This window comes from Pseudomonas tremae (assembly GCF_001401155.1).
Classification (GTDB): domain Bacteria; phylum Pseudomonadota; class Gammaproteobacteria; order Pseudomonadales; family Pseudomonadaceae; genus Aquipseudomonas; species Aquipseudomonas tremae.
On sequence record NZ_LJRO01000181.1, the window covers coordinates 111,149 to 135,542 of the forward strand.

Here is a 24,394-nt window from a genome sequence, read left to right on the forward strand (position 1 = left end):
TACGAAATCACGCCCATGCGACAGTTTGCACGCCTGACCTTGAGCGCCCCGATACCTGAAGACACCACGATCATGAACTTCCGGCATCTGCTGGAAAAGCATCAACTGGCCCCTGCGATCCTCGCGGTCATCAATGGTTATCTGCAAGACAAAGGCCTGTCCCTGCGCCAGGGCACCATCGTCGATGCCACCATCATTCATGCCCCTTGCTCGACCAAGAACGAGGAAGGAAAGCGCGATCCCGAGATGCATCAAACCAAGAAAGGTAACCAATACTTCTTCGGGATGAAGGCGCATATCGGCGCCGATGCGGAGTCGGGACTGGTTCATCATGTTCATGGCTCTGCGGCGAATGTGGCCGATGTCACGCAGGTCGCCGAGCTGCTGCATGGCGAAGAAAACGCGGTTTATGCAGACGCTGGATATACCGGTGTCGAGAAGCGTGAGGAACATGAAAATCGTCAGGTCATCTGGCAAATCGCCGCGCGGCGCAGCACGTACTCCAGGCTCAATAAACGCAGCGTGCTCTACAAGGCCAAGCGCAAGATCGAGTACTGCAAAGCTCAGACACGGGCCAAGGTCGAGCATCCGTTTCGCGTAATCAAGCGTCAGTTTGGCTACGTGAAAGTGCGCTTTCGTGGGCTGATGAAAAACACAGCTCAGCTGACCACGCTGTTCGCCCTGTCGAATCTGTGGATGGCTCGAAAACAGCTAATGGGTATGGGTGAGTTGCGCTCTTAACACGCAGAACCGGGCGAGAAACGCCCTCGACGCCCGCTGCACTAGGCCGTTTTCAGCAAATGGCGCTGCGTGCTGAGAAAATTACGACTTGCGGACGCTGTAAAAGCAAGTTGCTCGGAGCATCCGTAGGAGCCCAAAAAGAAGTCATCAATTTAGCAAAATACTACATATCTAAAAACGTGCCTGGGGCTTACTATGATATGGGGCACTATTTGGAGATAGGCTACGGAGTGAAGAAAGACATACCTGGCTCTCGCGCCTATCTTCGGAGAGCAGCTGACTTAGGCAATCCGGACGCGCAATATTATATATTGCCCAGTTGATAGGCGAGATCCCTAACACTGCGGACATAATGCAGTCAATGTATAAATGTGCAATGGAGCAAGGCCATTCGCAGGCGGCAAGAAAATATTCCAACTATGCTTCAGCAATACACGACTACAAAGATGCCGTAGCTGGTTACCAGTTCTCAGTTAAAGGTGGCGACAACATTAGTGCTCATCGTCTGGCACGCGGTTTTGAAGATAGAATACCTACTGACAGACTTTACTATTTAGCGCTAGAAAGAGATGAAGTACGAGCCGCAAGATACGATAAAATCAGCGACTTCTTAGTTCATCACGAACACTTAGGCGCTAAAATCCCTGACCTGGATGACATTGTCCCACTTCCACCAGCACCATTACCGGAGTGGGACGGCACGTTCAAATGGAAGCGTGATCGCGACTCTTCCGCACCACCTGCACCTCCGTCCGAGGAGCTGATTCAACGGATGGCGACAGAAAAAAATCTCGATCCTAAAACAGGTATTCCGCTACCTGTATCGAAGTGAAGAAGGCATGCGCGGGGTCATACCCGGTGCATACGCAAAGGAAAGGACTCCAATTCCGGGAGTCTTGCCCCGCAAATAGGCACACAAGGGAGTGGAAATGTTAAAGAGGCTGGTTTTTCTGGCAATTCTTATCACAAGCCTCTGCGCTTGCGAAAAGGAAGGCCATGACAGCGTTACTGATGAAGACATGGCCAAGGCCATGGAGAGGCTTTCGTTTGTCTGCACTCACGAAGCAGACCACTTGCCCGCGATAAGCGAGGATGCTCAGGTGCTGTATCGCTATGCCCTATTTCTGGAATCGAAAAAAGGCACCAAAGACTATCTGCAAATAGGCAGATACTACCGTCTGGCTTATGCAGCAGGTAACTATAGAGCGGCAACCAATCTGCACGGCTTGATCGCTCAAGGCGTTGTTGAAAGTGCCAGTCGCAGTAAGGAAGTGATTGATATCGTAAAGGATCTGATAGCACGAGGTATTCCGGGCGGCTATTATGATATGGGCCATTATCTGGAAATAGGCTATGGCGTGAAGCGAGATACGAGTAGCGCCAACGCCTACTTTCGCAAAGCTGCCGACCAAGGCAATCCCGATGCACAATATTATGTCGCCCGGCTACTTTCCAAAATCCCTGACACAGCCGATGTAATGCAATCAATGTACAAATGCGCGATGGAGCAAGGTAATGGGCCAGCAGGCGTTCATTACGCAAGCTATTCAAAAGTTGTTGGCCGTTATGCGGATGCGGTTACCGGCTTTCACACCGCAATTCGAAACGGTGACTACGATGCAGCACGCAACTTGGAACGCGCGTTTAAAGGCCCGCCACCATCCGAAGAGCTTTACTACATGGCCTTGCAACGAGATGAGGAACGTGTGGAGCGTCTGGAGAAAGTACGCAAATTCCTTACAGACAATCAATACCTCGGACCAAAAGTCCCAGACGTCGACCAAATCGTCCCCCTCCCCCCGGCCAAACTTCCGGATTGGGATGGCACGTTCGAATGGCTGAAAAAACGTGAGTCCACGCCCCCTGCTGAAAAGCCCTCGGAAGACATGATCCGAACGCTCAGTCAGGCGAAAGAACTTGACCCTGCTACAGGCATGCCTTTGACCAAAAAATAGCCAGACCGATTAGCTGGCAAAACACTGCGAGGGACTGCATTTCTTTTTATCGTGTACAGGAGCATCACCATGACAACATGCATTATCGCAATAATCTTGCTGATCATCATTTATCCAAAACTGTCCAGGGCAGTTAAGCGGGATGGGTTCTCAAAGGTGTTCACTGCTCGTAGGCTGTTCAAAACAGCGGGCGCTTTTTTCCTTGTTGGCGTGGGGCTGGGGTTTGTCAATATTGCAGCGCGAGCCGGTGCTGTTAGTGGGTCTGGAGTACCAGATGACTCGCGCTCGTTACAGGATACAATGGAGCTTACCAGCATAATAAGCCTGTGTATTGCGCTGGCACTCACAGTGCTTTCAGTCCTTAAAAGTCTGATGCAAAAGTATCAGGCCCGTTAAGCGGCGTGCTGCGCATCACCGGATAAACCGAATGCAGTTCAATCAGGCGCGTCATGCCTGCTTGATACACGACAGCGCGACCTTCAAAACCTCGCTCTCTCTCTTAAGGAAAAGAAATGCTCCCTCCTCGCAGGAATATTTACGATCGGCTGTCTGAAAAGCGCCTGGCCGATCTTGAACGGCAGCGCGTCGTCGAGGCGCAGTTGCCGAAGGGCAATTTCACGTCCGGCTCTGTGGCAGTGGTGAATGCCTGGGTGTGGTTGCCTTGCGGTGTATTCGACGCGCCGCTGACGGCTGATGAGCTGGCGCTGCGCCGTGCGGATTTTGATCACGATCCGCGTCTGGTCGACTCGCGCAGTTTGCGACGGCCTCTGCGCCGTCTGGATACGCCGGCTGTTCGGTCGCCTGCTGTCGATGCGGCTGGGCGGGCTGTCGAGATTCTCAAGGCGATGTTTGCTCAGTGGGATGAGGCGTTTTGTTCACAGGTTGACTGGTCGAACACTCAGGTCATGTTGTTTACACCGACGGCGCTCAGTGAACTGGACTGGCTGGCCGCCGTGTGCCGGCTGTGGCCTCGCGATCAACTGCCTTATTACGCGTTTGACGTCACCACGCAGTCAGTGGCGCAGTGGTTGCCCGAGGCCTTGGGGCAAAGCTATGGCGCGCCCTATCTGTTGTGCCTGAGCCTGGACACCTGGGCCTGCAAGGAGCAGATGAAAGTCGGTGCTCTCGACGAAATGGCAGGGGAAGCGGTCAGCGCGGTCCTGCTGCAACGCGAGTCCAGCCCGCCTGAACCGCTGCGCGAAAGCGCTCTTAAACTGTATGCGCCTATCACTGAACGCCACGCCAGCCGCTACTCACAGACCCGCACTGACACGACGGTGCTGGAAAGCCTGATCGCCGGGCTGGGCACTCAAACCGGTTTGGATGCAAACCGAATCAAGGTGCTGATCGGTGATGGCGCGTTCGATGGGCAGCGTTTGCAGCAGCTCCATCATTACGCTCGGGCCTCTTTGCCTGACCTCGATCTGGAACGCCAGATCCGCCTGAGCACGCTGGGCGCCCGGGTCGGGACTGCTACTGAACAATGGACGCAGATCGGGCTTGCGTGGCTGGCTGCCAGCGCAGAACCGGGCAGCGCCGCGTGGATACTGGACCGTGGTTGCGCGGATCAGACTCAGGGCTGGCTGATCGGCTGACCACCCAAGGAATTGTAATAAAGGGATGCACCTATGAACTCGATACTCGACGCCGCCATGAACGCTTTCAGCGGGCCGCTCAGTCAGGCCGGTCGCCTGCTGGAATTGAAGACGCCACAAGGTCAGGAACTGTTTGCGCTGCGTGCACATGCCGTGGAGCGTCTGAGCCACGTGGCCCGCTACACGGTCGATGTGATCAATCAGACCAACAGCTTTGATCCGGAGAAACTGATCGGTCAGGCGGTGCAACTGAGCATCCGCCTCGACGACGGCAGCCTGAGCCCTCGGCATGGCTGGGTCGAGAGTTTGCGTTATCTCGGCAGCGATGGCGGGCTTGAGGACTGGCAAGTGGTGTTTGCGCCGTGGTTCAGCCTGCTGGAATACCGAATTGATTGCCGGATCTGGCAGGAGATGAGCTTGCCGGACATCCTTGCTCAGGTGTTTCAACGCTACAGCCAGGCCCAGGCCAACTACCGCTTCGACCTGCAGCGCGATTACCTGCTGCTGTCCTACGTGACGCAGTTCAACGAGACCGACGCCAACTTCGTGCAGCGCTGGTGCGAGCAGGAAGGCCTTTTCTGGTACGTGGAACACAAGGACGACAGTCATTGCATCGTGTTCACCGACAACATCATGTCGCTGCCCACCCTGACTCCTGAAAGCCTGCGCTTTCACACCCAGCAGGCCGCCGACCTGACCGACAGCATCACCCAGTGGAGCCCCGGTGCACGCCTGCTCAATGGCCTGGTGCAATGGAGCAGCAGCGAATACCGCAGTCATGCGCAGCCGCAGGTTAACCACTCAATGGCATTGCCTGCTGCATCGGCGCCGCCAGAACTTGAACGTTATCAATACCGTGGCCAGTACGCATGGCAGAACCTCAGCCGGGGCGAATGGCTCGCCCGGGTGCAGATCGAACAGGATGAGTCGGCAGCTCGTCGTATTCAGGGCCAGGGCGGTGTACGGCAGATGCAGCCGGGTCATGGTTTTGAACTGACGCAACATCCGCTTTACGAGCTCAAGACGCTCAAGGACCGTCAGTTTCTGATCGTCGCCGTGGAGTTTTTTGTGCAGAGCAACCTGCCGATCGGCAAGACGCGACCAAGCCCGCCTGGCAGTCTGAAAACACAGTTGGACGCCGTGCAGGCTCACTCATCGCTGCCGGTTGGCGATGAAGGCTTCTACCTGAATCGCTTTGAAACACAGCGTCTGGATATCCCCTATCGCAGCGCGTTCACCCATCAGAAACCGGCCCATCCCGGCCCGCAGACGGCCGTTGTCGTGACGCCCACAGGGCATGAGGTTTTCACTGACAACCTGAACCGGGTTTGCGTGCGCTTTCATTGGGATCGTCTGATGAAAGACGGCGAGCTGGGCTCGTGCTGGCTGCGCATGATGCAGTCGAGCAGCGGCCAGGACTGGGGCAGCGTCAACGTGCCGCGCGCAGGCGAAGAAGTCGTCGTTACCTTTCTTGATAACGATATCGACCGTCCGCTGATCATGGGGCAGGTCTACGGCGGGCATAAGCCTGCGTGGCATTCCAGTGGTTTGATGAGTGGCTATAAAAGTCAGGAGATTCAGGGGAGCGGTTATAACCAGTGGGTGATGGATGATTCCACCGGCCAGGTCAGGACCCAGATCCACAGCAGTCACGGGCACAGCCAGCTAAACCTTGGTTACCTGATCGATCAGCAGGGCAATTCGCGAGGTGCGTTGCGCGGTGCAGGGTTTGAACTGCGCACTGACGCCTACGGCGCCTTGCGTGCCCAGCAGGGGCTGTACTTGAGCACATGGCCGCGCAACAAAGCGCTGGGCGGGCAGATCGACACGCAGGAAGCTCAGCAGCATCTGAGCAACGCTCAGGCGCGGGTCAAGGCAATGTCGGATGTTGCCGAGCAGCACAACGCGCTGCCGATGCCGGGCGGTATCACAAGCCTCGAGCAGCTCAACGCCGACACACAGGCCAATTACGGCAGTGGCGGCGAAAGCCAGGTCAGCAGTGGTCCACAACAGCGTAATGGCGGTGACACCAAGGCGGCGATCATGAGCGGCGGTCGGGGCCAGACGTCGGGCTATAAAAAGCCCTTACTGGTCGCCTCCTCGCCCGCCGACATCGTGACCGTCACGCCACAAAATACCCACATTCACAGCGGCAAACAGTTGACCCTCTCGACCGGCGAGGACACCAACCTGGCCAGCGGCAAGTCACTGTTGGTGAGCGTTGCGCAAAGCATCAGCCTGTTCGCCCAGTCGGCAGGCGCCAAGCTATTTGCAGCAAAGGGCAAGATTGAAATACAGGCTCAGAACGACAGCATCGAGCTGACCGCAAAGGAAAGCGTGCGCATCACCTCGACGGCCCGCACCATCGAGATCGCCGCACAGGAAGAAATCCTGCTGACCAGCGGCGCGGCGTATATCCGCATCAAGGGCGGCAATATCGAAATTCATGCTCCCGGTACCATCGACGTAAAAGGCGTGAAAAAGACCTTCAACGGCCCTGCGCAACTCAACCGGGACAACCCGGCGTGGCCAACCGACGCGATCAAACAGAAGCTTACGGCCTATGCAGGGCTTAGTAGTGCGGCGGGCTATGCAGCGTGGACAGGTCAGCCGTACACCATTCTCGGCGACGGCGCCGAAGTCAAAAAAGGCGTGATGGACGCCACGGGACAGATCGCCATCGACCATCACGTCACCACCAGCCAGTACAAGATTGACCTGAGTAACGGCGTCAGTTACGACCTGCCAGTGGCGGGCGATTACAAAGGCGACGCCAAAAATGCAGAGCTGGCCAACCGCGGGCTTCACCGCCACGAAAACGCGTCGCACCCCGATGTAAACCCGCGCGACAATCGCAGCCTGTTCCGTAATGCCTACGACCAATTGAGTAATCCGGGGTCGGAGGCATGATTGCTGGGCAGGCTGTTCAAGCGGGTCGCCTCAGGGAGCAAAGTCAGGCGTTGACGTAGGCGTTAGCTCCCGCGCGGGTCTAGCGGTGCAGTGGGCGCTGGCTGAATTCGGAATTGACAAGAAGATCGGGGAACTCCTCGACATTGAGAGGCCGTAATGATTGACTCCACCAAACTGAAAAAATTTACCTGGTTTCTATTTGTTTTTTTAGTTTCCATACTGGCTTTGGGGCTTTCAAGCATTAGGTATTACGGACCTGTATACATCACCATTTTTCTGTGCGCACTAATGTGGACTTTGTATCTTGTCTATGCGTGTGAAAGATTTACTCTATATACGATTTCAGTCTTAGTTGCAGTAGTGATCTTCTTCTGTTTTGTTGCTTCCCTCTCAACCTATCTGGTTGCCGCAAGATTCTGGGGCAAAGCAAGTGCTGCTGCACTCATGGCGGGGCTGGTTCCAGCGGTGCTGACGTCGTTGACGTATCTGATTTTGGTCAATGGAAAGCCATCATTTCATCCATTTGAATATGATGGAATCAAGGTCCAGCCACGTCCGCAAAAAAAGCTAAAGAAATCCACTGCCTACAGCCCTCTTTTACTGGCTGGCGTAACCACGTTGGCAGCCAGTATTTTTATCAAAGTAGCCGGGGCTCTTACTGCTGGAGCGGTTGCAATGTTTGGGCTAACGGCTTTTTCCATAGGGTTGCTATTCCATGCACGTCACATAATCAGAGGCCTGCGCACGCTTCGCATTCAACAAAAAACCATGCCCACCCCCTACACGTTCATGCAAATCGACGAGATTCGAGCGGCTCGTAATCGCTGGTGGCTGGGCAGGCTGTTCAAGTGGATCGCGTCTTGGAGAAAATCGTCGGATGCGTGATTTTTGATGATTGCTACCTGACAACCCCGCAACGCCGCTATCTATCGAACTGGATAACCCGGATCTTGCCATTCTCGACATCCACTGCGTAGGTCACACCATTCCAGCAGCCCACGACAACCTGATCATTTTCATCGCGGTAAAGACTCATGAACGGCTTGTCAGCCTGTGTGCCGTGTGAGCTTTCATCGATTTGCCAGAGCACCTCGCCAGTCTTCGACACAGCGAAGATATTCCGGTTGAAGATCGTTCCCGCCGAAGGCTCAAGTCGGACTAATACGTTGCCGCCCGACAGCAGAAACGTATCCACTGGATAAGGCATACAGACACGCCGATTCTCTATCCAGAGTTCCCCGTCCACGATCCGGCAATGATGCGAACTCATCACTCAGCCTTCAAACCCCTCTACATACAGCGCCTCGTAACGTGCCATCGTGTCGCTGAGCCGCTGCCGCAGATACCCGTTCGCATGCCCCAAGGCTGCCAGGATCTGTGCGGACTCAACCAGATACGACGCTCGTTTTGCCTTCGCCCAGGTAGACGGCGCTGACTGGAGATTGGTGATGCGATCGCACAACTTGACCGACGCTGCTTCTTTGGAGTGGCTGGCTATCCCTGCGAAGTAAAGCGCTTCGGAAAACGGCACGATCAGGTTCTTGCTCAGGCACGCCACGGCTGAGGCGACCTCTACACCGAATGCCTCGGCCAACTGATCCTGAGTTACCGGCGTGTCTTCGAGCACATCGTGCAGCAACGCAGCAGGCAGCGCGACTTCAAACGCACCCACGGACTCTTCGCGCTGGGCAAAGATCAACTCGTTGGCAACCATCGCTACGTGGGTCGTGTAAGGCAGGTTTCCGCCAAGCAAAGAGCCAGGCTCGTATCATCTGTCCACTCACCAGCTTTAAGATTGAAAGGGCCGCCACCCACCATGTCATGGACATGGCTACGATCACGAGGCAAAAATTCCAGTGTTGTGCCCACGGCATCACCGATGGCCAGTCCAAGCAAGCATCCTTTGGCACGGTCCAGCGCTTGTCCTTCGGTCAAGGTGCATGCCCTTGAGGCTATCCAGTCGGACCTTTCTATCGGCAACCGCGCAGAGGGCGGCGGCAGCAAGTGACAGTAGCGCTCAACGTATCGATGGAGCGTATCGCTGGAGCTTCTCAAGTCAATCATGGGTCCTTCCAGAGTAATTTCTCAAAGTGCAGAGTCGTGATAAAAGTCGCTGCCTTTCGGCGATTCTATACCGCTTGATAACGACTAAATAGCCGTTCCACGGTTTGTTCCTGGCTGCACAATCAAAAGATCATCCCGCTCTCTTCTACGGCAATCCATGACAAATGCCTCCGCTGCATCGAGGTCTCTATGGAAAAGATCAAAGCTGGCTTGGTTGATTTCGTAATACTCCTCGTAATCGACCATGCTGTTGCTCACCGGGAATGATACGTACAAACGGCCAGAGGGCTCCTCAATACCTAAAGAGAACCTAAGCTCGCGACTTATGAAACTGTCGTTAAATCTCATACCACCTCTTGAAATCGTCTTCAGCGTGCCATATTGACACGGACAAATCCTTTTTCAGAGGGCAAAGCAATGGAGCCTCTCCGCCAGTCAACCCCATTCTAAGCGCTCCGTAGCCTGCATCAGTAGCCGCCTTGCGAGCGACTCGCGCAACGTCATCAGTGCTTATGAAAGGCATCCTGACCCGATTGTTCAAGGACGCCACAGACCTTCAGGAAGCTGAATTTTCAGCCCATTTGCTGACTGATTCGCGATGTAATAAACATCCATCAAAGCTCGCGCCAGCTCGTCATCTGTCCCTTCGAATTCCTTGGCTGCAAGGGCACCGATGGAAAGCTTATGAAGTCTGGACTTGTCCTTTTCAACACCCTCAAAAACGGATTTTATATAGAGAAGCTGATTTAGAACTGCCGCATAGACTGTAAACGCAGGATAGCGGGCTGTACGCTCTTTGATTAGGGCGATAGCGTGATCTATAAACCCCATAGAAGTTTCGAACTTCATAAACGCCCCATACCAATCAATCTGAACCGATCGAAAACTTGGCACACAAAAAATATATTTCCGATAAGCCTTTCAGTCCTTAGCCATCTTAGCCGCCAACATCTTGTAAGCTTCAGTTTCTCGCCCCTCTATGAGTTCTATATAGAAATCCGTGTACGCAGCCTCTAGATCCTTATATGACTGTAAGCGTGTCTCAGTGAAAAGCTTGTAACCTGGAATATCTCGTGGCTCAACCATTTCGGTTATTTGGCCTTGCTCTGCCCGGCAAAGCAAACTCTCAAGCTGCGATAGTAATATTGAAGCATCGGGGTCGCGACGTTTGTAAATTTCAAATTTTTCGCGGAGTGTTGTGGCAGCCACCTTTAAAGCTTTAATATCCATAACAATGTTCCTCCTAATTTTTTATTATGCTGATCCGTACAGACACAAACCGCTAGCAGCTTAGCCACCACCACTCTAAACATGGCAATTTCAGTATAGCATTAGCTATGCTTGCATCAGAGCACATGTCATATATCACAGGGCGCAGATCATGCGGCCTATTATTACATTAAAACAGAACGTTTCTGTTGTCGCCCAGAATCATGTCAAGTATTGAACCTGCGCCCAGCATTAAAATATTATTTTGGGCAGCGCATAATCCGTGTCACAGGGTCGCTAAATATGTAGCAACACAGAAAAATTTTAATATAAAATCAGCCCTTTCCCAAGGAATTATCGAGAGGAGAAGAAACGTCTTCGCCTTAACGTTTCAGCCTCAAAAAAAAAACGCCGCACTGTCCTCTATTGAAGAAACTTTCGACGCTTATCCATCTTGGCCGCCAACATCTTATACGCATCTGTTTCGCGCACCTCTGTAAGTTCAAGACAAAAATCAGCGTAGGCCTTTTCCAAATCTGCATAAGCTTGTAAGTTTGTCTCGGTAAAAAGTTTGCATCCTGGTATATCTCGCGGCTCAACCATTTCTGTTATTTCGCCTTGCTCTGCTCGGCAGAGTAAGCTCTCAAGATTCAACAACAATATTGAAGCGCCAGAGTCGCGCTGCTTGTAAAATTCAAGTTTATCACGAAGCGTTTTGGCAGCCACTTTCAAAGCTTTAATGTTCATAATTATACTATTCCTAATTATCTAACGTGCCAATTAGCTTGGGCGCAGACCATTCACCACGATTAGTTACTATGCTCTGAAAAACATCTCCAGACCTAGCAACGCGTCCACCAAACTCGGTAGTCGGTGCGACTTTGCTCACAAAAACTTCTGTTGGCTTGATTGGAGTTATTTCAAATACAGAATATTTCGATGCTTCGCTGGTTAAAGGAAGGCCAACAAGATCAGCGAGCGTAGCTTTGCTTTGACTGGCTCTTCGTAATTCGTCCATAGTAGTAAAGAAGGGAGAATAGTCGCTAACTTCCTTCCCCACTGGTACGATTTTTACCAGTGGGGAATCCGTAATTACTAGTTTCGGAATTGTACTGCCAGACTTAATGTAGAGGGAAACTTCACTAATCGTGACACGCATTTCATTCCTGCCCCATTTCCCTTTTCAATTTACGTAACAAAGGGGTCTCTCCACCAGTCAGCTCAATCCTGAACTCTGCGAAAGCATGCTCAAGATGAGGATATTGTTGCAGACCCTCTTCGGTAAATAGATAACGCCCTGGAATGTCGCTCCACTGCAACTTAGCTGTTATCATGCCAGACTCGGCCATCTTCATCAGTGGTTCGATCTCAGCCCGAAGCTTTTCAACAACGTGATCTGATTTTTTCAAATCTTCAATCACCTCACGCAGCGTTTTTGTTTTTTGTTTAAGCTTTTCGACATCCATATGTACCTCTAGTTAAATATTGTACCCAACAGCTTGGGAGCTCCCCAATCTCCACGATCAGGAATTATAGATTGAAAAGACTCACCGGTTCGGCTAATCACTCCGTTCAATCTGTAGGCCTGCCTTGACCTGCCCACGTGTCATATAGGTCACGATGGCCGTAAAGAGCAGCAGCACGAGTTGCTCCTGGCCTTTGGCAATTTGCTGAGCTGCGCGATCAATGGTAGGGTCAAGGCCCTCAGGCTTCAGACCTTCGTCCGCGTGCCAGGCAGTCGCGAAACCTTCCTGAAAGGTAGAGAGGCAGGCAGGCCTTGGTAGAAATATTCAGCGAACGATGAAAGGCCCAGCGCCAACAAGATCAGGTTGCCAACCTGTAAACCAATACCCGCTGCCGCTCCCGGCACGGCGCCCACACCAAAGAAAATCGCCCCGCCAACGCCACCAGCGATTGTCCCTACAGCAACGCTGCCGCCGAGAATCATCGCCACTTCTTTCACCAGTTGCAGCAGCACCGGGAGAATCTCTTCGATCTCGATAGACGCCTACCAGATGATGTTCGTGCTGAGATAGCAGCACACGGCGGGGCCAAGCGGTGCACATACTGCGGACTGGTGTACTTGTCACCAGCCAGCCCAAATGGCGGTCGACTAGGATTCTGGGATTCCGGTGTTCGAGCCCCGGCCGTCATACAGCCGGGGACGAGGGCGTAGAAACAGGCTACTTTCGGCACTCAGCTCCAGCAGGAAAGCAAATGCAACTCAATAGTCACCTGGCTGCGCCTGACAGCATCGATAGGTCCAGCTTGGCGGACTTTGTCACGTTGCATCAGGCGATTGCAGCACTCGGCCAAGCGCCTGATTATACGGCGGTGGTTGAGCAGCGTTCGGCGCTGTATGACCGCGTGCGCGACCTTCACCCTACCTTGATAAGTGACGAGAAAGTTTTGCCTTGAACCTACTATTAGGCGTAGGCGCCATGGCCGAGACGCGTAAAGAAACGCTTGGCGTCTGAATCACATCAGCTACTTTGGATAGGGAAAATGTTCTGGGCGGTCGACCATTACTAGTCTGCAGCTTGCTCGACAGTCATGATGGGAGCGCGGTATCCCATTAACGATGTTCGCCGAGGGTCGTCATGCTGCAAACCAACAGTGAAGCGATAGGGGCGTCTGCTAATGCTGCGCTCACGGAAGCTGAAGTGATCTATGAGGTTTGCATTGAAATGGCCAGGAGGTCGCGGCGGCAAAACGCCTATCGGAAGCTGCAGCCAAGGCGAAATAAAGGGAAGGTACGGTCAGTATCATGGCAAGAGCCAGATACGCGGCCCAAGGTTACAACCCGCTAACGGGAGCTAGGATATGCAAAATATGTTACCTTGAAGCAATTGTGGCTAAGTTACCCAGACACGAGGATGTCTGTATGAATAAGTTCTAACTCCACCGACTTCAGCGCGTCTAAGCTGCACTCAAAGGCAATCAGGCTTGCTGGGAGGAGGCTATCAGGCAGCCTCTGGAGGGACTGCGAGCAGTTACTACATGCCGTTATCAAATTTCGCAGGCACATATGAAACGGACGACTACAATGCTGCGTTATACCTTATTTATCAACTGTCCTCGCCTGACGAACAATTGAGTGCAGAAGAATTAAAAAAAGGAGTTTTGTTACTTCGCGAGTTATTTCAGAGGTTGGAAACCGGTGCAAAAATTTCGGCAGAGGCTTTAACGTCTCTTCAACAAGCTGCTGAAAATATTCCCGAAATCGGTCCTTTGATGTTTTCGCCAGGAAACTTAACAGGTACCGCCGCTACCGCTGCGGGGGCAGTCATGGTGGCGGCACAGACAAAAAAAGTCATGGATCTTTTAGACTTAACCGCTAGCCAAAAAGCCAAGCTCAACGCTTGGGCAGACTCCAGGGGTTCGGCAAGCGCCAGATCTGCGAGCAAAACGTTTAGAGGGAAAATTAGAATAATTTCAAAAGAGGGAAAGTTATTTTTTGAAATACCCACAACAGCTGTAGCTCGACATTATATATTACAGGGCAAGGTTGGACAGTCGGTAGCCCACATACCTCTGATTAATACTAACACCGCATTGAGCCAAAGTGCCCGACTACATGCTAATGGTGCCACTGGAATGCTGAAAACACTAGGCGGTCCCTATGTCGGCATGGCAATAGCAGTTGGCCCTCAGCTAGCGATCGATGCATCAAGCTCTAGCTCTTGGAAAGAGCTGTCTAATAAATCCGCGTATAGTCAACCAACTAACGTTATTTCAGCTATTGCTGGTATTGGCGGAGGCTCAGCGGTAGGCGTTATAACGGGCGCGCTATCTTTACCTGCAGCGCCTCTTGCAGTGGTAATTGGCTTCGGTTTTATTGTAGGCCTAGGTGTACAGTGGGTAATTGTTGAAAACGGATGGGATAAAAAAATTGGGGACGCACTACAGAGATGATAGCCGACTATGATTGACGCATATAACCTAAAGCGTGGATGCTGGATATTACTAGGGATACTGATCCTGTTTTTAGCTCTGACGCCTTCTAACCTGCCTTACTTTGGGTATTTATTTTTTTTCACTTCATTTCTGGCTCTCGCGTGGACTTTGTATTTAATATATATATGCGAGAGCTACACGATCTACATGGCCTCACTGCTTATATCAGCAGTAGGTTCCATTTCTCTGCTCGCCAGTAGCGCTGCTTATTTCGCGGCGGCAAAATTTTGGGGGAAAGAAAGCATCCTAACGGTTAGGACCGGCTTGTCGCCACTGGTTCTATCTATTTTGATGTATCTTTTCCTGGCCAGTACCAAACCGACTTTTCATCCTTTCGAATATGACGGAATAAAAGTCCAAACACGTCCGCAGACAAAGAAAAATAGGTCAACCATATATAATCCAGCTATGGTGGCTGGCATAACAACCTTAGCTGCCAGCATGTTCATCAAATTGATGGGGTCACTCACTTCCGGGCTAGTTGCGACGCTTGGTCTTATCACATGTAGCTTGACTTTGTTGTTCTATGCACGCCACGTTATTAGAGGCTTACGCTTGCTACGCATAAAAGAAAAAACCATGTCCTCTTCATACACGTTCATGCAAATCGATGAAATTCGAGATGCTCGCAACCGCTGGTGGCTGGGCAGACTGTTCAAGTGGGCAACCGCAAGGGGCAGGTCTTCGGATAATTGATGTGTGCAAGAACCCTGCGGGGGAGCTTATGTGGACGCTGATCTTGGAGTGAACCCGCTGCTGACGCAAGGCTGCCCCATTTCTAAGTCCAGCATGCATGGCTTAAGGAGCAGCCAACAGCGTCATTGAAATTTTAGCACCTGTGGCAACTTGGCATCAGAGGCAACACTCTGACCCTGACAATACCGGAATAATCGCTGTGCTGCCCAAGCCCAGTTCTGCATTGGGCCGAGGAACTTCGACCCCTGAGAGCATGAAGGCCACCATGATCCAGATCCAGATCCAGATCCAGATCCAGATCCAGCAGAATGATCTGATTACTCTAAAGGGGCGCGGCTGCACGTTCACAATATTGTCAGCGCTAAGGAAACTCTGAAGAGGACCTCCAGATTTGGCAGAATATCTGATCTCAACCGCCGAGGCGCCTGATGAAGCAGATGACCTTCGCCGACGCCGAGTACGCTGACAAACGCAAGCAAACCCGTAAAAAGCTTTTCCTGATCGAGATGGATCAGGTCGTACCCTGGAAGGGATTGATCAATCTGATCGAGCCTCATTACCCCAACGGCGACGGTGGCCGTCCGGTCTATCCGTTAATGGCGGTGCTGCGCATACATCTGATGCAAAACTGGTTCGGCTACAGCGATCCGGCGATGGAGGAAGCGTTGTACGAAACGACGATCCTGCGCCAGTTTGCGAGATTGAGTCTGGATCGGATTCCTGATGAAACCACCACTCTCAACTTCCGGCGCTAGCTCGAAAAGCATGAGCCGTCAGGCGGGATCTTGCAGGTCATCAACGGCTATCTGGGTTATCGTGGTTTGATGCTGCGCCAAGGAACAGTGGTCAATGCGACGATCATTCACGCGCCGAGTTCGACCAAGAACAAGAACGGCAAACGCGATCCTGAGATGCATAAGACGAAGAAAGGAAATTAATATTTCTTTGGCATGAAGGCGCATATCGGCGTCGATGCCGAGTCGGGTTTAGTCCATAGCCTGGTGGGTACTGCGGCGAATGTGGCGGACGTGACTCAAGTCGATCAGTTGCTGCACGGCGAGAAAACCTATGTCATTGGCGGTGCAGGCTACACCCGCGTGGACAAGCGTGCGAAGCATCAGGATCGTCAGATGATATGGTCAATTGCGGCCCGTCCAAGCCGTTACAAAAAGCATGGCAAGAGCAGTTTGATCATACGGGTACACCGCAAGATCGAGTTCACGAAAACCCAAGCGCGAGCGAAGGTTGAACATCCATTTCGTGTGCTCAAGCGCCAGTTTGGTTATACGAAAGTCCGGATTCGCGGACTGGCTAAAAACACTACGCAACAGGCCACACTGTTTGCCTTGTCGAACCTTTGGATGGTACGAAAACGGCTGCTGGCCATGAGAGGGGTGCGCCCGTATGCATCCACCTGCATACAATACTATTGATCTCCAAGCGTCTTGCAAGGCCAGTGGTCATTGAGATAGCGTGTAGATTTGAAACAGACGCGCTCATCGTTCACTAAAAATAGTTGCCATGCTGAACCAGAAATAAGCAATTTTGAATAATACGTGTAGTCTTTGGCAAGTAGCATGATAGTGGCCAACCACATACCCTTCCTTCCTCCTGGAACTTGAAACTGCCATAGTTTTTTGCCTGAGTTGATGTATCTAAGGTGACGGGGTTCGTAAAATCTATACCTTCCATGTACGGCTTGTAGCGCTCTTCAGTGGAGCCTCTGGATTCAAAATACCTCGCAGCAATCTCTTTATTTTCTCGGATCGGAATACCTTTTAGAATGTCACCCGTTCGTCCAAATATTTTTAAGTATACGCGACGCAGCTTTACCAGTTTTTCAGTATCTAGCTCCGGCGGCTCAGGCATGGGTTGCGGTTGCGGCTCTTCATATGGACTATCCAAGTCAGGTGATTCTTTTCTAAACTGCGCAGGCTCACTAACCCGCAACTCAGGCAAAGTCAACGACTTCTGCTCATTACGCGCCAGCCAATTCGCGAACTGCTTGTTTGAAATCTCTGCCTGAAGCTTGGCACCGCGCTGCGATGCTATCCATGCCGCCCATGAGGCCTGCCTTGACCTGCCCACGAGTCATATAGGTCACGATGGCCGTAAAGACCAGCACCAGTTGCTCTTGGCCCTTTGCAAATTGACGGGCGGCACGATCAGTCCGTTCCTGGATTTCGTATGCCTAACCACCGGTGGGGTCGAACCCTTCGGATTTCAGCCCCTCACCAGCGTTAGGGAGTGGCAAAGCCTTTCTGCAAAATGTCGTATCGTATAGAGCCGCTCGGTTTTTCGTCAGTTCTGCCACCAGCTGCAATGGCCTAGAGAAAAGTGCTACTTTCTGCATAGCTAGTGGCACTTTTGCCTTTCTGGACGGTCTGAAGCGCTGGTTCAGTAGAAGCGACGGCTGTAGTACGGCTCCTACAGGCGTTTAGGAAACCTTACACTTCTCGAATCGGCATCAACCGTAGAAAAATATTTCAAGACGAAATATTCTGGAGACTGGCTGAAGGTATCAGCTTCCGACCTTTGGCTAGCATTTCTTCGCAGTAGCAGCCGTAGGTGCATTCAAGGATATGTATATGACCATGGGTAAGGCCAAACCGCCACAGCATAGCCCCTGGTCTCAGGAATCTGGGCATCCCACTATTGTCTTCCACATCCTGAGCCTGCGCTTGGCGTGTCAGTTCAACCAACGACGTGATCTGACAGCGACGGAGACGCACGGATGAACAGATTCTTGTCCCCACCTACCTCTGCAGCACTTAGGTGCGAGCGTAGACAACCCGGTATTCTGGGTGGAGGTCATCAGACATTCCCAAGCGGATCGGCTAGCAGTTTTTATATGCCCCTGGCTCCTTTCGCCGGTACCTACGAGACTAATGACTACAACGCCGCCTTATATTTGGTATACCAATTATCGTCACCCGACGAGCAGATGAGCTCGGATGCCTATAAAAGTAAAGCGCTCTTATTATATGAGCTGCTTCAAAAATTAAAATATGCAGCTGATGTCTCAGTTGAAGCGCTAAAATCCTTACAGGAGGCTGCAGCCAATATTCCAGGAATCGGTCCACTAATGTTTTCCGGCGGAAATTTACCAGGAACGATAGCAAGTGCCGCCGGAGTTGCAATGTCAGCATCCAAGGCCCAAAAGGTTACTGACCTTTTGGACATGACGTCTTCGCAGAAAGCAAAACTTAATGCGTGGGCAAATAGCAGGGGCAGTCCTGGTGCCCAGTCAGCCAGCAGGACGTTCAAAGGCAGCATCAATATCATCTCTAAAAATAACAAATTGTTCTTTGAGATACCTATCACCGCTGTAGGGCAGCATTACAAGATCTTGGGAAAGGTCAACAATTCAGTTGCCCACATACCGCTAACAAACACGAAAACATCACTGAATCAGCTTGCTCAGTTACATGAGGGTGGAGCCACAGGGGCTCTGAAAATCTTGGGAGGAAAGACCGCAGGAGGAATTCTTGCTGTCGGACCGCAGATGGTCCTTGACTATTCAGACTCCAGCACAGCGAAAGAATTTTATAATAAGTCCGTTTACAGTCAGCCGACCAATATTGCCTCAGCTGCGGCTGGAATGGCCGGAAGTGCTTTTGTTGGCGTTGTGTTCACCGCTGCTTCCCTGGGGGCAGCGCCATTGACGTTAGTCATACTCGTTGGATGGGGGGCAGGTCTAGGCGTTCAGGCACTCATCGTTAATAAAGGATGGGATAGAGATCTCGGGGACATGTTAAAACTATGAGAAAACATAATGATTAATTCGGATAGCCTTAAAAAAAGCAGTTGGCTAGCATTCTTCACGACTGTTTTTTTTATGGCCTTTGGCCCATCCAAATTAACGTATTTCTGGTACGTATATTTTTTGGCGGCAACCTTGATGCTTGCCTGGACAATATACCTAGTCTACCTGTGCGAAAAGTACACAACCTACATGACGTCGCTCATTAGCGCACTGGTTGGTTCTTTTACAGTCCTCGCTTGTAACGTAGCTTATATTTCCACTTCCAGTTTTTTTGGAGAGAACAGTTTTAATGCTTTCATTATAAGTCTAGCCCCTGCCATCATTACATGGCTGGCTTATTATGCGATTGCCAACAAAAAGCCTTCTTTTCAACCATTTGAATATGACGGACAGAAAATCCAGACGCGTGTTGCTAGCACTTCACAACCATCAACAAGCTATAAAACTGGCTTGCTCGCGGGTGCAACCACGTTGGCGGCCGGTATTTTCCTGCAGGCGTTCGGCTTGCTAACTGGCAGTGTAGTTGCGGCGCTTGCCCTTACTGGATGCTGTATGGCCATACTGTTCTACATGCGGCATGTCATCAGAGGGCTTCGCACACTCCGAGCCAAGGAGCGTAATATGCCTGCTGCGTACACGTTCATGCAGATTGATGAAATTCGTGAAGCTCGCGGTCGCTGGTGGCTGGGGAGGCTTTTTAAGTGGTTAGCGTCCTTGCGCGGGTCGTCGGGTGCTTGATTTCCAATAGACATTACGAACAGGCTACGCCTGACGACTTACCAGTTAAGGAGTATCTGAAGCAATGGATTTTTCCTCTTTGTTTACGGCCCAAAATAGACGTCTATTCAAGCTCACAATGGCTCTCTCGGGTGGGCAGGAGCTACTGCTCGAGTCATTTGTAGGACAAGAGGGGCTTTCAAGCGATTTCGGCTTTCAGTTAGAGCTGATCTCTGATGATGCAGGCGTCAAGCTAAAGTCTGCCATTGGGCAGTCTGCGACAGTCGAAATCGAGCTTGCGACCGGTGGCAGTCGCTACATTAACGGCCATGTCTTTGGCTTCGGTGCCAATGGCAGCGACGGCGGCATGTCAAAATACTCAGCTTATATTGGCTCTTGGTTGGGGTTTCTTGAGCAGCGCTTCGACTCTCAAATCTATCAAGATCAAACGGTTGAGCAGGTGCTTGCCAAAGTCTTCAGTAACTATGAAGGGCTTGCGAGATATGAATTTCGTGTCAGCCGTGCTCTCAAGCCACACAGCTACATAACTCAATACAGAGAAAGTGACAGCCACTTCATCAGACGCTTGCTTGAGCATGAAGGGTTGTTTTTCTATTTTGAGCACACCGCCGATAGCCATACCCTCATTATCATGGACGACTCGACCGTCCTAACGCCTCTGCCCGAGCAGCCACAAATACGCTTTCACACAGCGTCTGTGACTGAAACGGCAGACTCGATCACAAGCTGGACCTCTGCCCGCGAGTTCCAGCCCAGCAAGATCTCGGTGCAGACGTTTGATTATCGACAGCCGAATAACCGTATTCCTGTCACCATGAACAGCCTCAACCAGCAAGGAGATGTACCGTCTTTCGAGCTGTACGACTACATGGGGCAGTACACCCATGGCACGCCAGCGGACGGTGAGATGTTAGTGCGCAATCGTATAGAAGCTCTGGAGCTCAAAGGCAAAACATTTGTTGGCCTTAGTAATTGTCGCGCTCTGAGACCTGGCCATACTTTCGAGCTAACCCAGCATTACGAACATGACGCAGGCTCTGCTGAAGACCGCCAATTCCTTGTAATGAGTATTGAGCACCGAGGTAGTAATAATTACACCTCAGATAGCCAAGCCGGTTACGCCAATAAATTTTACAGCGTACGCAAAAAAATAAAGTTCCGGCCTCAGATGGATCTGCTCAAGCCCGGCATTTCCGGTCCCCAAACCGCAATCATCGTCGGCCCCCCAGGCGAAGAGATCTACACCGACGAGATGGGCCGCGTAAAAGTACAGTTCCACTGGGACCGCTATGGCAAGTTTGACGACAAGAGCTCCTGCTGGGTCCGTGTCGCTCAGTCCGGCGCCAGCGGCGGCTTCGGCAGTATTCAGATCCCGCGCGTCGGCGACGAAGTGGTGGTTGTGTTTCTTGATGGCAACCCTGACCGCCCGCTCGTCATGGGCAGCCTGTACAACAGCCAGAACACACCGCCGTGGTCACTGCCGGCCAACAAGACCCAGAGTGGTTTCCTGACACGTTCGGCCAAGGGGGATGGCGGCACAGCCAACTTCTTCCGCTTTGAAGACAAGGCCGGTGCAGAACAGGTGATCGTGCATGCCGAGCGCAACATGGACACCGAAATCGAGCTGGATGAAAAGCACGAGGTGGGGAATAACCGCAAGGTGACTGTTGGCGGCACCAATACGGAAATCATCCAGAAAGATACTGTGACGAACGTGCAGCATGGGGCTTACACGATCAAGGTCGACGAAAAGTTTATCCAGATAGATGCCAAGCAGTACATTCTTCTCAAAGTGGGTGACAGCAGCATTTCGATCACTCCGGATGGCATCCAGATCAAAGGCAAGGTGATCAACATTCTTGGCGAAAATACTTTCGTCAAAGGTGATCGCGTCGACATCAACAAGTGAGAACGCAGGACATGGCCAGACCAAGTCTTTACGATCGTATATCAGCCAAGCGCATCGCGGATGAAGAGGCAGCCCGCAAGGCCGCGCTGGAAGCCCCGGTCGTTGAAGCTGTGCCCGAACCTGAGCCAGAACCGGTCACGCCCCTGCAAGACGTGCCCACCAGCTTCAATTTCAGTGGTTTCACACTGGCCTTTCCAGAAAGCATGTTGTTTCGCGAGATCCAGGCCACCGTCGAGTACAAGGGCGAAACGCTCACGCTGTCGGTCAAACGCAAGGATGTGATGCAAGGGGAGACTCTGGAAGCGCTTTTCGAGCATTCGGTTCAAGCATTTCGTGAACATGACCCCGAACTGCGCATTATTCGTCGCCGGGACTGTACGCTTGCCGGCTGCGCTGCCAAGGCGCTGGATTTTCACTTCAAAGTGGGCAGTGAGGAACACCATGCACGTCTGGTAGGTGCGCTTGTTCCGCTGGCCGGGAAAGATGTGCTGCAGTGGCTGGAAATTTCTTGCCTGATCGATCCAACCAAGCCGGACCTCAGTCTTTGGATGGCGGATTTCGACAGCATGTTGAGTGGTCTTGCCGCCCACTGATTGTTTATTTTTCGACTTCAGGAATTCTTATCACATGGACTACGAATTGCACGAAGGCAGCATCAGGCTGCCAGATGGGTTTCAGGACCGCACGGTGAACATGTTCGTGATGGGCTCGACGCTTCCCGCGCCACTGAGCATTACGGTCTCCAGAGACACCTTGCTGCCTTCAGAGCTGCTGAAAACCTATGTCGATCGTCAGGTCAAAATGCTGTCGTCCAAGCTGCGTGGCTACACGCTGCTGAGCAGGAAAGCGGTTTCCCTTTCGACTGTGGCGCCCATAGAGGGCGTTCAGATTGACGCGTACTACATGACCGAGGGGCGACCTTACTATCAGCGTCAGGCAGCGTTTCTAATCGAGCCAGAGCGCGCAATTGTGTTCTCGACCACGTCTCAAACGGATTTCAGCGTCGAGCAGACTCAGGGCTGGGACGACTTGCTGGCCAGTTTCCAGGCTCGATTGCCTGAAGCCCCTCCAACCGACGCTGGCGATCAGGAGTAACGCTGATGTTTGAGGCCGCACGGTTTGGTGACGAAATATCGCATACCGGCGCCCTGGGAGGCTTCCTGATCGGGGCTGTACTAGGTATTGCGCTCATTGCGACCGTAGCGATCGCTACGTTCACGTGCGGTTTTGGCGTGGCTCTTCTGGCAGGGCTTGCTGCAGGCATCGGAGGTAGCCTGCTCACCGCCGCAGGAGAGGCAATAGGGAGTATGTTCTCCTCACCCTCCGGCACTATCATCACGGCATCGCCCAATGTCTACATCAACAACCGCAAGGCGGCGCACGTTGAGAAAAGCATCGGGGCCTGCGAAAAGCATCCGGGGCCGGTCAAAATTGCCGAGGGCTCGACCAACGTATTCATCAACAGTGTGGCGGCGGCGCGCAAAGGCGACAAACTGACCTGCGGCGCCACTATCTCCGGTGGTTCCGACAACGTATTCATCGGCGGCGGCAGGTATCGCTATCTACCAGTAGACGATGAAATTCCGGGCTGGCTGCGTACCACCGTCGATGTGCTGATGGCGGTGGCCGGAGCAGCAGGCGGTATTGCCCAACTGCTTAAGGCAGGGGCACAGGCGGGCATGAAAGCAGTGTTGCCCTGCGCACTTAAATTCACAGCAGGTTTCGTGGCCGGCGAAGTTGCCAGCCGCTATGTGGTCGAGCCGGTGGCGCGCAGAGCCATCGGCGGCCTGAGCGGCAACCCGGTCGACACGACTACTGGTCGCAAGCTGATCCCGGATGAGATCGACTTCAGCTTGCCCGGCCTGATGCCTATAGAGTGGTCACGCTTTTACGCCAGCAACCTGGACGTTGACAGCGTACTGGGTAAAGGCTGGGTGCTGCCATGGGAGCAAAGCCTGCGCAAAAACGGCAGCTTCGTTTACCTCACCGACAATCAGGGCCGCACCGTCCCGTTCGTGGACGTAGCACCGGGCCAGCGCATCTACAACCCACATGAGCAGGTCTATCTGGTCTGCACACAGGGCGGTCATTACCTGCTGCAGACGCTGGACAACATCTTCTTCTACTTTGGCGAAGTGCCCGGTGACAACACACCGGTTCCGCTGGATCGCATCGAAAACTCACTCGGCCACTTCTTGCATTTCACCCGTACCGAGCAAGGTACGCTGACCGACATCAGCGCCACGGGCGGTGTACGTGTGCACCTGCATTACGACGAGGTGACGACGCGACTCAGTTCGGTCAAACGCATCGTCGACAACGAGGCTGTCGAAACTCTCGTCCAGTACCACTACGACAGCAACGGTCAGCTCTCCGAAGTCTTCAACCGCAACGGCGACTCAATGCGTCGCTTCTCCTACACCGATGGTGTCATGACCCGCCACAGCAACGCGCTGGGCCTGACCTGTGAGTACCGCTGGGAAACCATCGACGGCCAATCGCGCGTCGTAGAGCACCAGACCAGCGACGGTGAACACTTCCACTTCCGCTACGATCGCAAGGCCCGCACCACCTGGGTTACCGACGTGCTGGGACGCGAGCTGGAAGTTCACTACAACAAGGATCATCGCGTCACCTCCAGCCGCGACTACAACGGCGATCACTACGTCATCGAGATCGACGACACCGGTAACATGACCGGCCTGACCCTGCCCGACGGCAACCAGCTGACTTTCGAGTACGACGAGTTCGCCCGGTTGCTCAAGGAAACCGACCCCTTGGGCCGCAGCATCCGCTATCAGTATCACCACCTGACCACCCTGATAACCCAGGTCGATTACCCCGACGGCAGCAC

At 52.6% G+C, this 24,394-nt stretch carries 23 protein-coding genes and 5 pseudogenes; 17 read left to right on the forward strand and 11 right to left on the reverse strand.

Translation table 11 applies throughout. The features are described 5' to 3' along the window. The 7 genes from ALO43_RS13010 to ALO43_RS13035 all read left to right on the forward strand — a co-directional run. A partial coding sequence (locus ALO43_RS13010) for an IS5 family transposase (RefSeq protein WP_235812529.1) occupies window positions 1-741 on the forward strand: 741 nt, incomplete at its 5' end. 376 nt (window positions 742-1,117) lie between these two features. Then, window positions 1,118-1,573 carry a DUF6396 domain-containing protein gene (locus tag ALO43_RS28820; protein ID WP_235662565.1) on the forward strand — a complete coding sequence of 152 codons (456 nt, stop codon included), beginning with the start codon at window positions 1,118-1,120 and terminating at the stop codon, window positions 1,571-1,573. A gap of 97 nt (window positions 1,574-1,670) precedes the next feature. Continuing rightward, on the forward strand, window positions 1,671-2,696 hold the full coding sequence (locus ALO43_RS13015; RefSeq protein WP_005895906.1) for an SEL1-like repeat protein: 1,026 nt from the start codon (window positions 1,671-1,673) through the stop codon (window positions 2,694-2,696). Between the two features lie 69 nt (window positions 2,697-2,765). Further along, entirely contained in the window at window positions 2,766-3,092 is a 327-nt protein-coding gene (locus ALO43_RS13020) for a hypothetical protein (protein WP_054997629.1), read from the forward strand. A 116-nt stretch (window positions 3,093-3,208) separates the two neighbouring features. Continuing rightward, window positions 3,209-4,291, forward strand: a complete 1,083-nt coding sequence (locus ALO43_RS13025) for a hypothetical protein (RefSeq protein ID WP_024671262.1) — start codon at window positions 3,209-3,211, stop codon at window positions 4,289-4,291. A gap of 33 nt (window positions 4,292-4,324) precedes the next feature. Next, window positions 4,325-7,201 carry a type VI secretion system Vgr family protein gene (locus ALO43_RS13030; protein ID WP_054997630.1) on the forward strand — a complete coding sequence of 959 codons (2,877 nt, stop codon included), beginning with the start codon at window positions 4,325-4,327 and terminating at the stop codon, window positions 7,199-7,201. Between the two features lie 156 nt (window positions 7,202-7,357). Continuing rightward, window positions 7,358-8,086 (forward strand): hypothetical protein, encoded by a 729-nt coding sequence (locus ALO43_RS13035; RefSeq protein WP_024690912.1) that lies wholly within the window; start codon window positions 7,358-7,360, stop codon window positions 8,084-8,086. Window positions 8,087-8,123: 37 nt separating this feature from the next. Here the strand turns inward: ALO43_RS13035 and ALO43_RS13040 are convergent, their stop codons facing one another. The 10 genes and pseudogenes from ALO43_RS13040 to ALO43_RS13075 all read right to left on the reverse strand — a co-directional run. Then, a complete protein-coding gene (locus ALO43_RS13040) occupies window positions 8,124-8,471 on the reverse strand; it encodes a hypothetical protein (RefSeq protein ID WP_024671259.1) in 348 nt (115 codons plus the stop codon). Window positions 8,472-8,474: 3 nt separating this feature from the next. Then, a pseudogene (locus ALO43_RS13045) lies at window positions 8,475-8,954 on the reverse strand (HD domain-containing protein); the annotation flags it as partial. Beyond that, window positions 8,933-9,265, reverse strand: a pseudogene (locus ALO43_RS28825) (ADP-ribosylglycohydrolase family protein); the annotation flags it as partial. The pseudogenes ALO43_RS28825 and ALO43_RS13045, both read right to left, overlap by 22 nt. A gap of 84 nt (window positions 9,266-9,349) precedes the next feature. Beyond that, window positions 9,350-9,613: a hypothetical protein gene (locus ALO43_RS13050; protein ID WP_024671257.1), complete on the reverse strand. Its 264-nt coding sequence runs from the start codon at window positions 9,611-9,613 to the stop codon at window positions 9,350-9,352. A 189-nt stretch (window positions 9,614-9,802) separates the two neighbouring features. Then, on the reverse strand, window positions 9,803-10,114 hold the full coding sequence (locus ALO43_RS13055) for an immunity protein Tsi6 family protein (RefSeq protein WP_005895889.1): 312 nt from the start codon (window positions 10,112-10,114) through the stop codon (window positions 9,803-9,805). A gap of 72 nt (window positions 10,115-10,186) precedes the next feature. Then, window positions 10,187-10,495 carry a hypothetical protein gene (locus tag ALO43_RS13060; RefSeq protein WP_053931996.1) on the reverse strand — a complete coding sequence of 103 codons (309 nt, stop codon included), beginning with the start codon at window positions 10,493-10,495 and terminating at the stop codon, window positions 10,187-10,189. A 402-nt stretch (window positions 10,496-10,897) separates the two neighbouring features. Next, window positions 10,898-11,221 (reverse strand): hypothetical protein, encoded by a 324-nt coding sequence (locus ALO43_RS13065; RefSeq protein ID WP_054997631.1) that lies wholly within the window; start codon window positions 11,219-11,221, stop codon window positions 10,898-10,900. A 13-nt stretch (window positions 11,222-11,234) separates the two neighbouring features. Continuing rightward, a complete protein-coding gene (locus ALO43_RS28830; RefSeq protein WP_174518496.1) occupies window positions 11,235-11,633 on the reverse strand; it encodes a hypothetical protein in 399 nt (132 codons plus the stop codon). A gap of 1 nt (window position 11,634) precedes the next feature. Continuing rightward, window positions 11,635-11,940: a hypothetical protein gene (locus tag ALO43_RS13070; protein ID WP_053931999.1), complete on the reverse strand. Its 306-nt coding sequence runs from the start codon at window positions 11,938-11,940 to the stop codon at window positions 11,635-11,637. 114 nt (window positions 11,941-12,054) lie between these two features. Beyond that, window positions 12,055-12,482, reverse strand: a pseudogene (locus ALO43_RS13075) (DUF6861 domain-containing protein); the annotation flags it as partial. A gap of 209 nt (window positions 12,483-12,691) precedes the next feature. On the opposite strand from ALO43_RS13075, the gene ALO43_RS13080 reads away from it, so the two are divergent. The 4 genes and pseudogenes from ALO43_RS13080 to ALO43_RS13095 all read left to right on the forward strand — a co-directional run bounded on the left by ALO43_RS13080 (window position 12,692) and on the right by ALO43_RS13095 (window position 16,560). Next, the gene (locus tag ALO43_RS13080; protein WP_054997632.1) at window positions 12,692-12,892 is read left to right on the forward strand and encodes a hypothetical protein; all 201 of its coding nucleotides are present in this window, start codon (window positions 12,692-12,694) and stop codon (window positions 12,890-12,892) included. A 582-nt stretch (window positions 12,893-13,474) separates the two neighbouring features. Next, window positions 13,475-14,389: a hypothetical protein gene (locus tag ALO43_RS13085; protein WP_054997633.1), complete on the forward strand. Its 915-nt coding sequence runs from the start codon at window positions 13,475-13,477 to the stop codon at window positions 14,387-14,389. Between the two features lie 189 nt (window positions 14,390-14,578). Next, window positions 14,579-15,127 carry a hypothetical protein gene (locus tag ALO43_RS13090; protein WP_235662566.1) on the forward strand — a complete coding sequence of 183 codons (549 nt, stop codon included), beginning with the start codon at window positions 14,579-14,581 and terminating at the stop codon, window positions 15,125-15,127. Window positions 15,128-15,555: 428 nt separating this feature from the next. After that, window positions 15,556-16,560: pseudogene (locus tag ALO43_RS13095) on the forward strand (IS5 family transposase). A 158-nt stretch (window positions 16,561-16,718) separates the two neighbouring features. Here the strand turns inward: ALO43_RS13095 and ALO43_RS31840 are convergent. Further along, a pseudogene (locus ALO43_RS31840) lies at window positions 16,719-17,394 on the reverse strand (polymorphic toxin type 46 domain-containing protein); the annotation flags it as partial. Between the two features lie 584 nt (window positions 17,395-17,978). Here ALO43_RS31840 and ALO43_RS13105 point away from each other — a divergent pair. From ALO43_RS13105 to ALO43_RS13130, 6 genes are all read left to right on the forward strand, one after another. Next, window positions 17,979-18,893, forward strand: a complete 915-nt coding sequence (locus ALO43_RS13105; RefSeq protein WP_053932002.1) for a DUF5118 domain-containing protein — start codon at window positions 17,979-17,981, stop codon at window positions 18,891-18,893. Window positions 18,894-18,902: 9 nt separating this feature from the next. Continuing rightward, a complete protein-coding gene (locus tag ALO43_RS13110; RefSeq protein ID WP_053932003.1) occupies window positions 18,903-19,631 on the forward strand; it encodes a hypothetical protein in 729 nt (242 codons plus the stop codon). 64 nt (window positions 19,632-19,695) lie between these two features. Next, a complete protein-coding gene (gene tssI, locus ALO43_RS13115; protein WP_054997635.1) occupies window positions 19,696-21,540 on the forward strand; it encodes a type VI secretion system tip protein TssI/VgrG in 1,845 nt (614 codons plus the stop codon). A gap of 11 nt (window positions 21,541-21,551) precedes the next feature. Next, window positions 21,552-22,133, forward strand: coding sequence for a DcrB-related protein (locus tag ALO43_RS13120; RefSeq protein WP_024671251.1), 582 nt, complete (start codon window positions 21,552-21,554; stop codon window positions 22,131-22,133). 34 nt (window positions 22,134-22,167) lie between these two features. Continuing rightward, window positions 22,168-22,635, forward strand: coding sequence for a DcrB-related protein (locus ALO43_RS13125; RefSeq protein WP_024671250.1), 468 nt, complete (start codon window positions 22,168-22,170; stop codon window positions 22,633-22,635). 5 nt (window positions 22,636-22,640) lie between these two features. Then, window positions 22,641-24,394: DUF6531 domain-containing protein (locus ALO43_RS13130; RefSeq protein WP_174518497.1), on the forward strand; the 1,754-nt coding region annotated here is incomplete at its 3' end.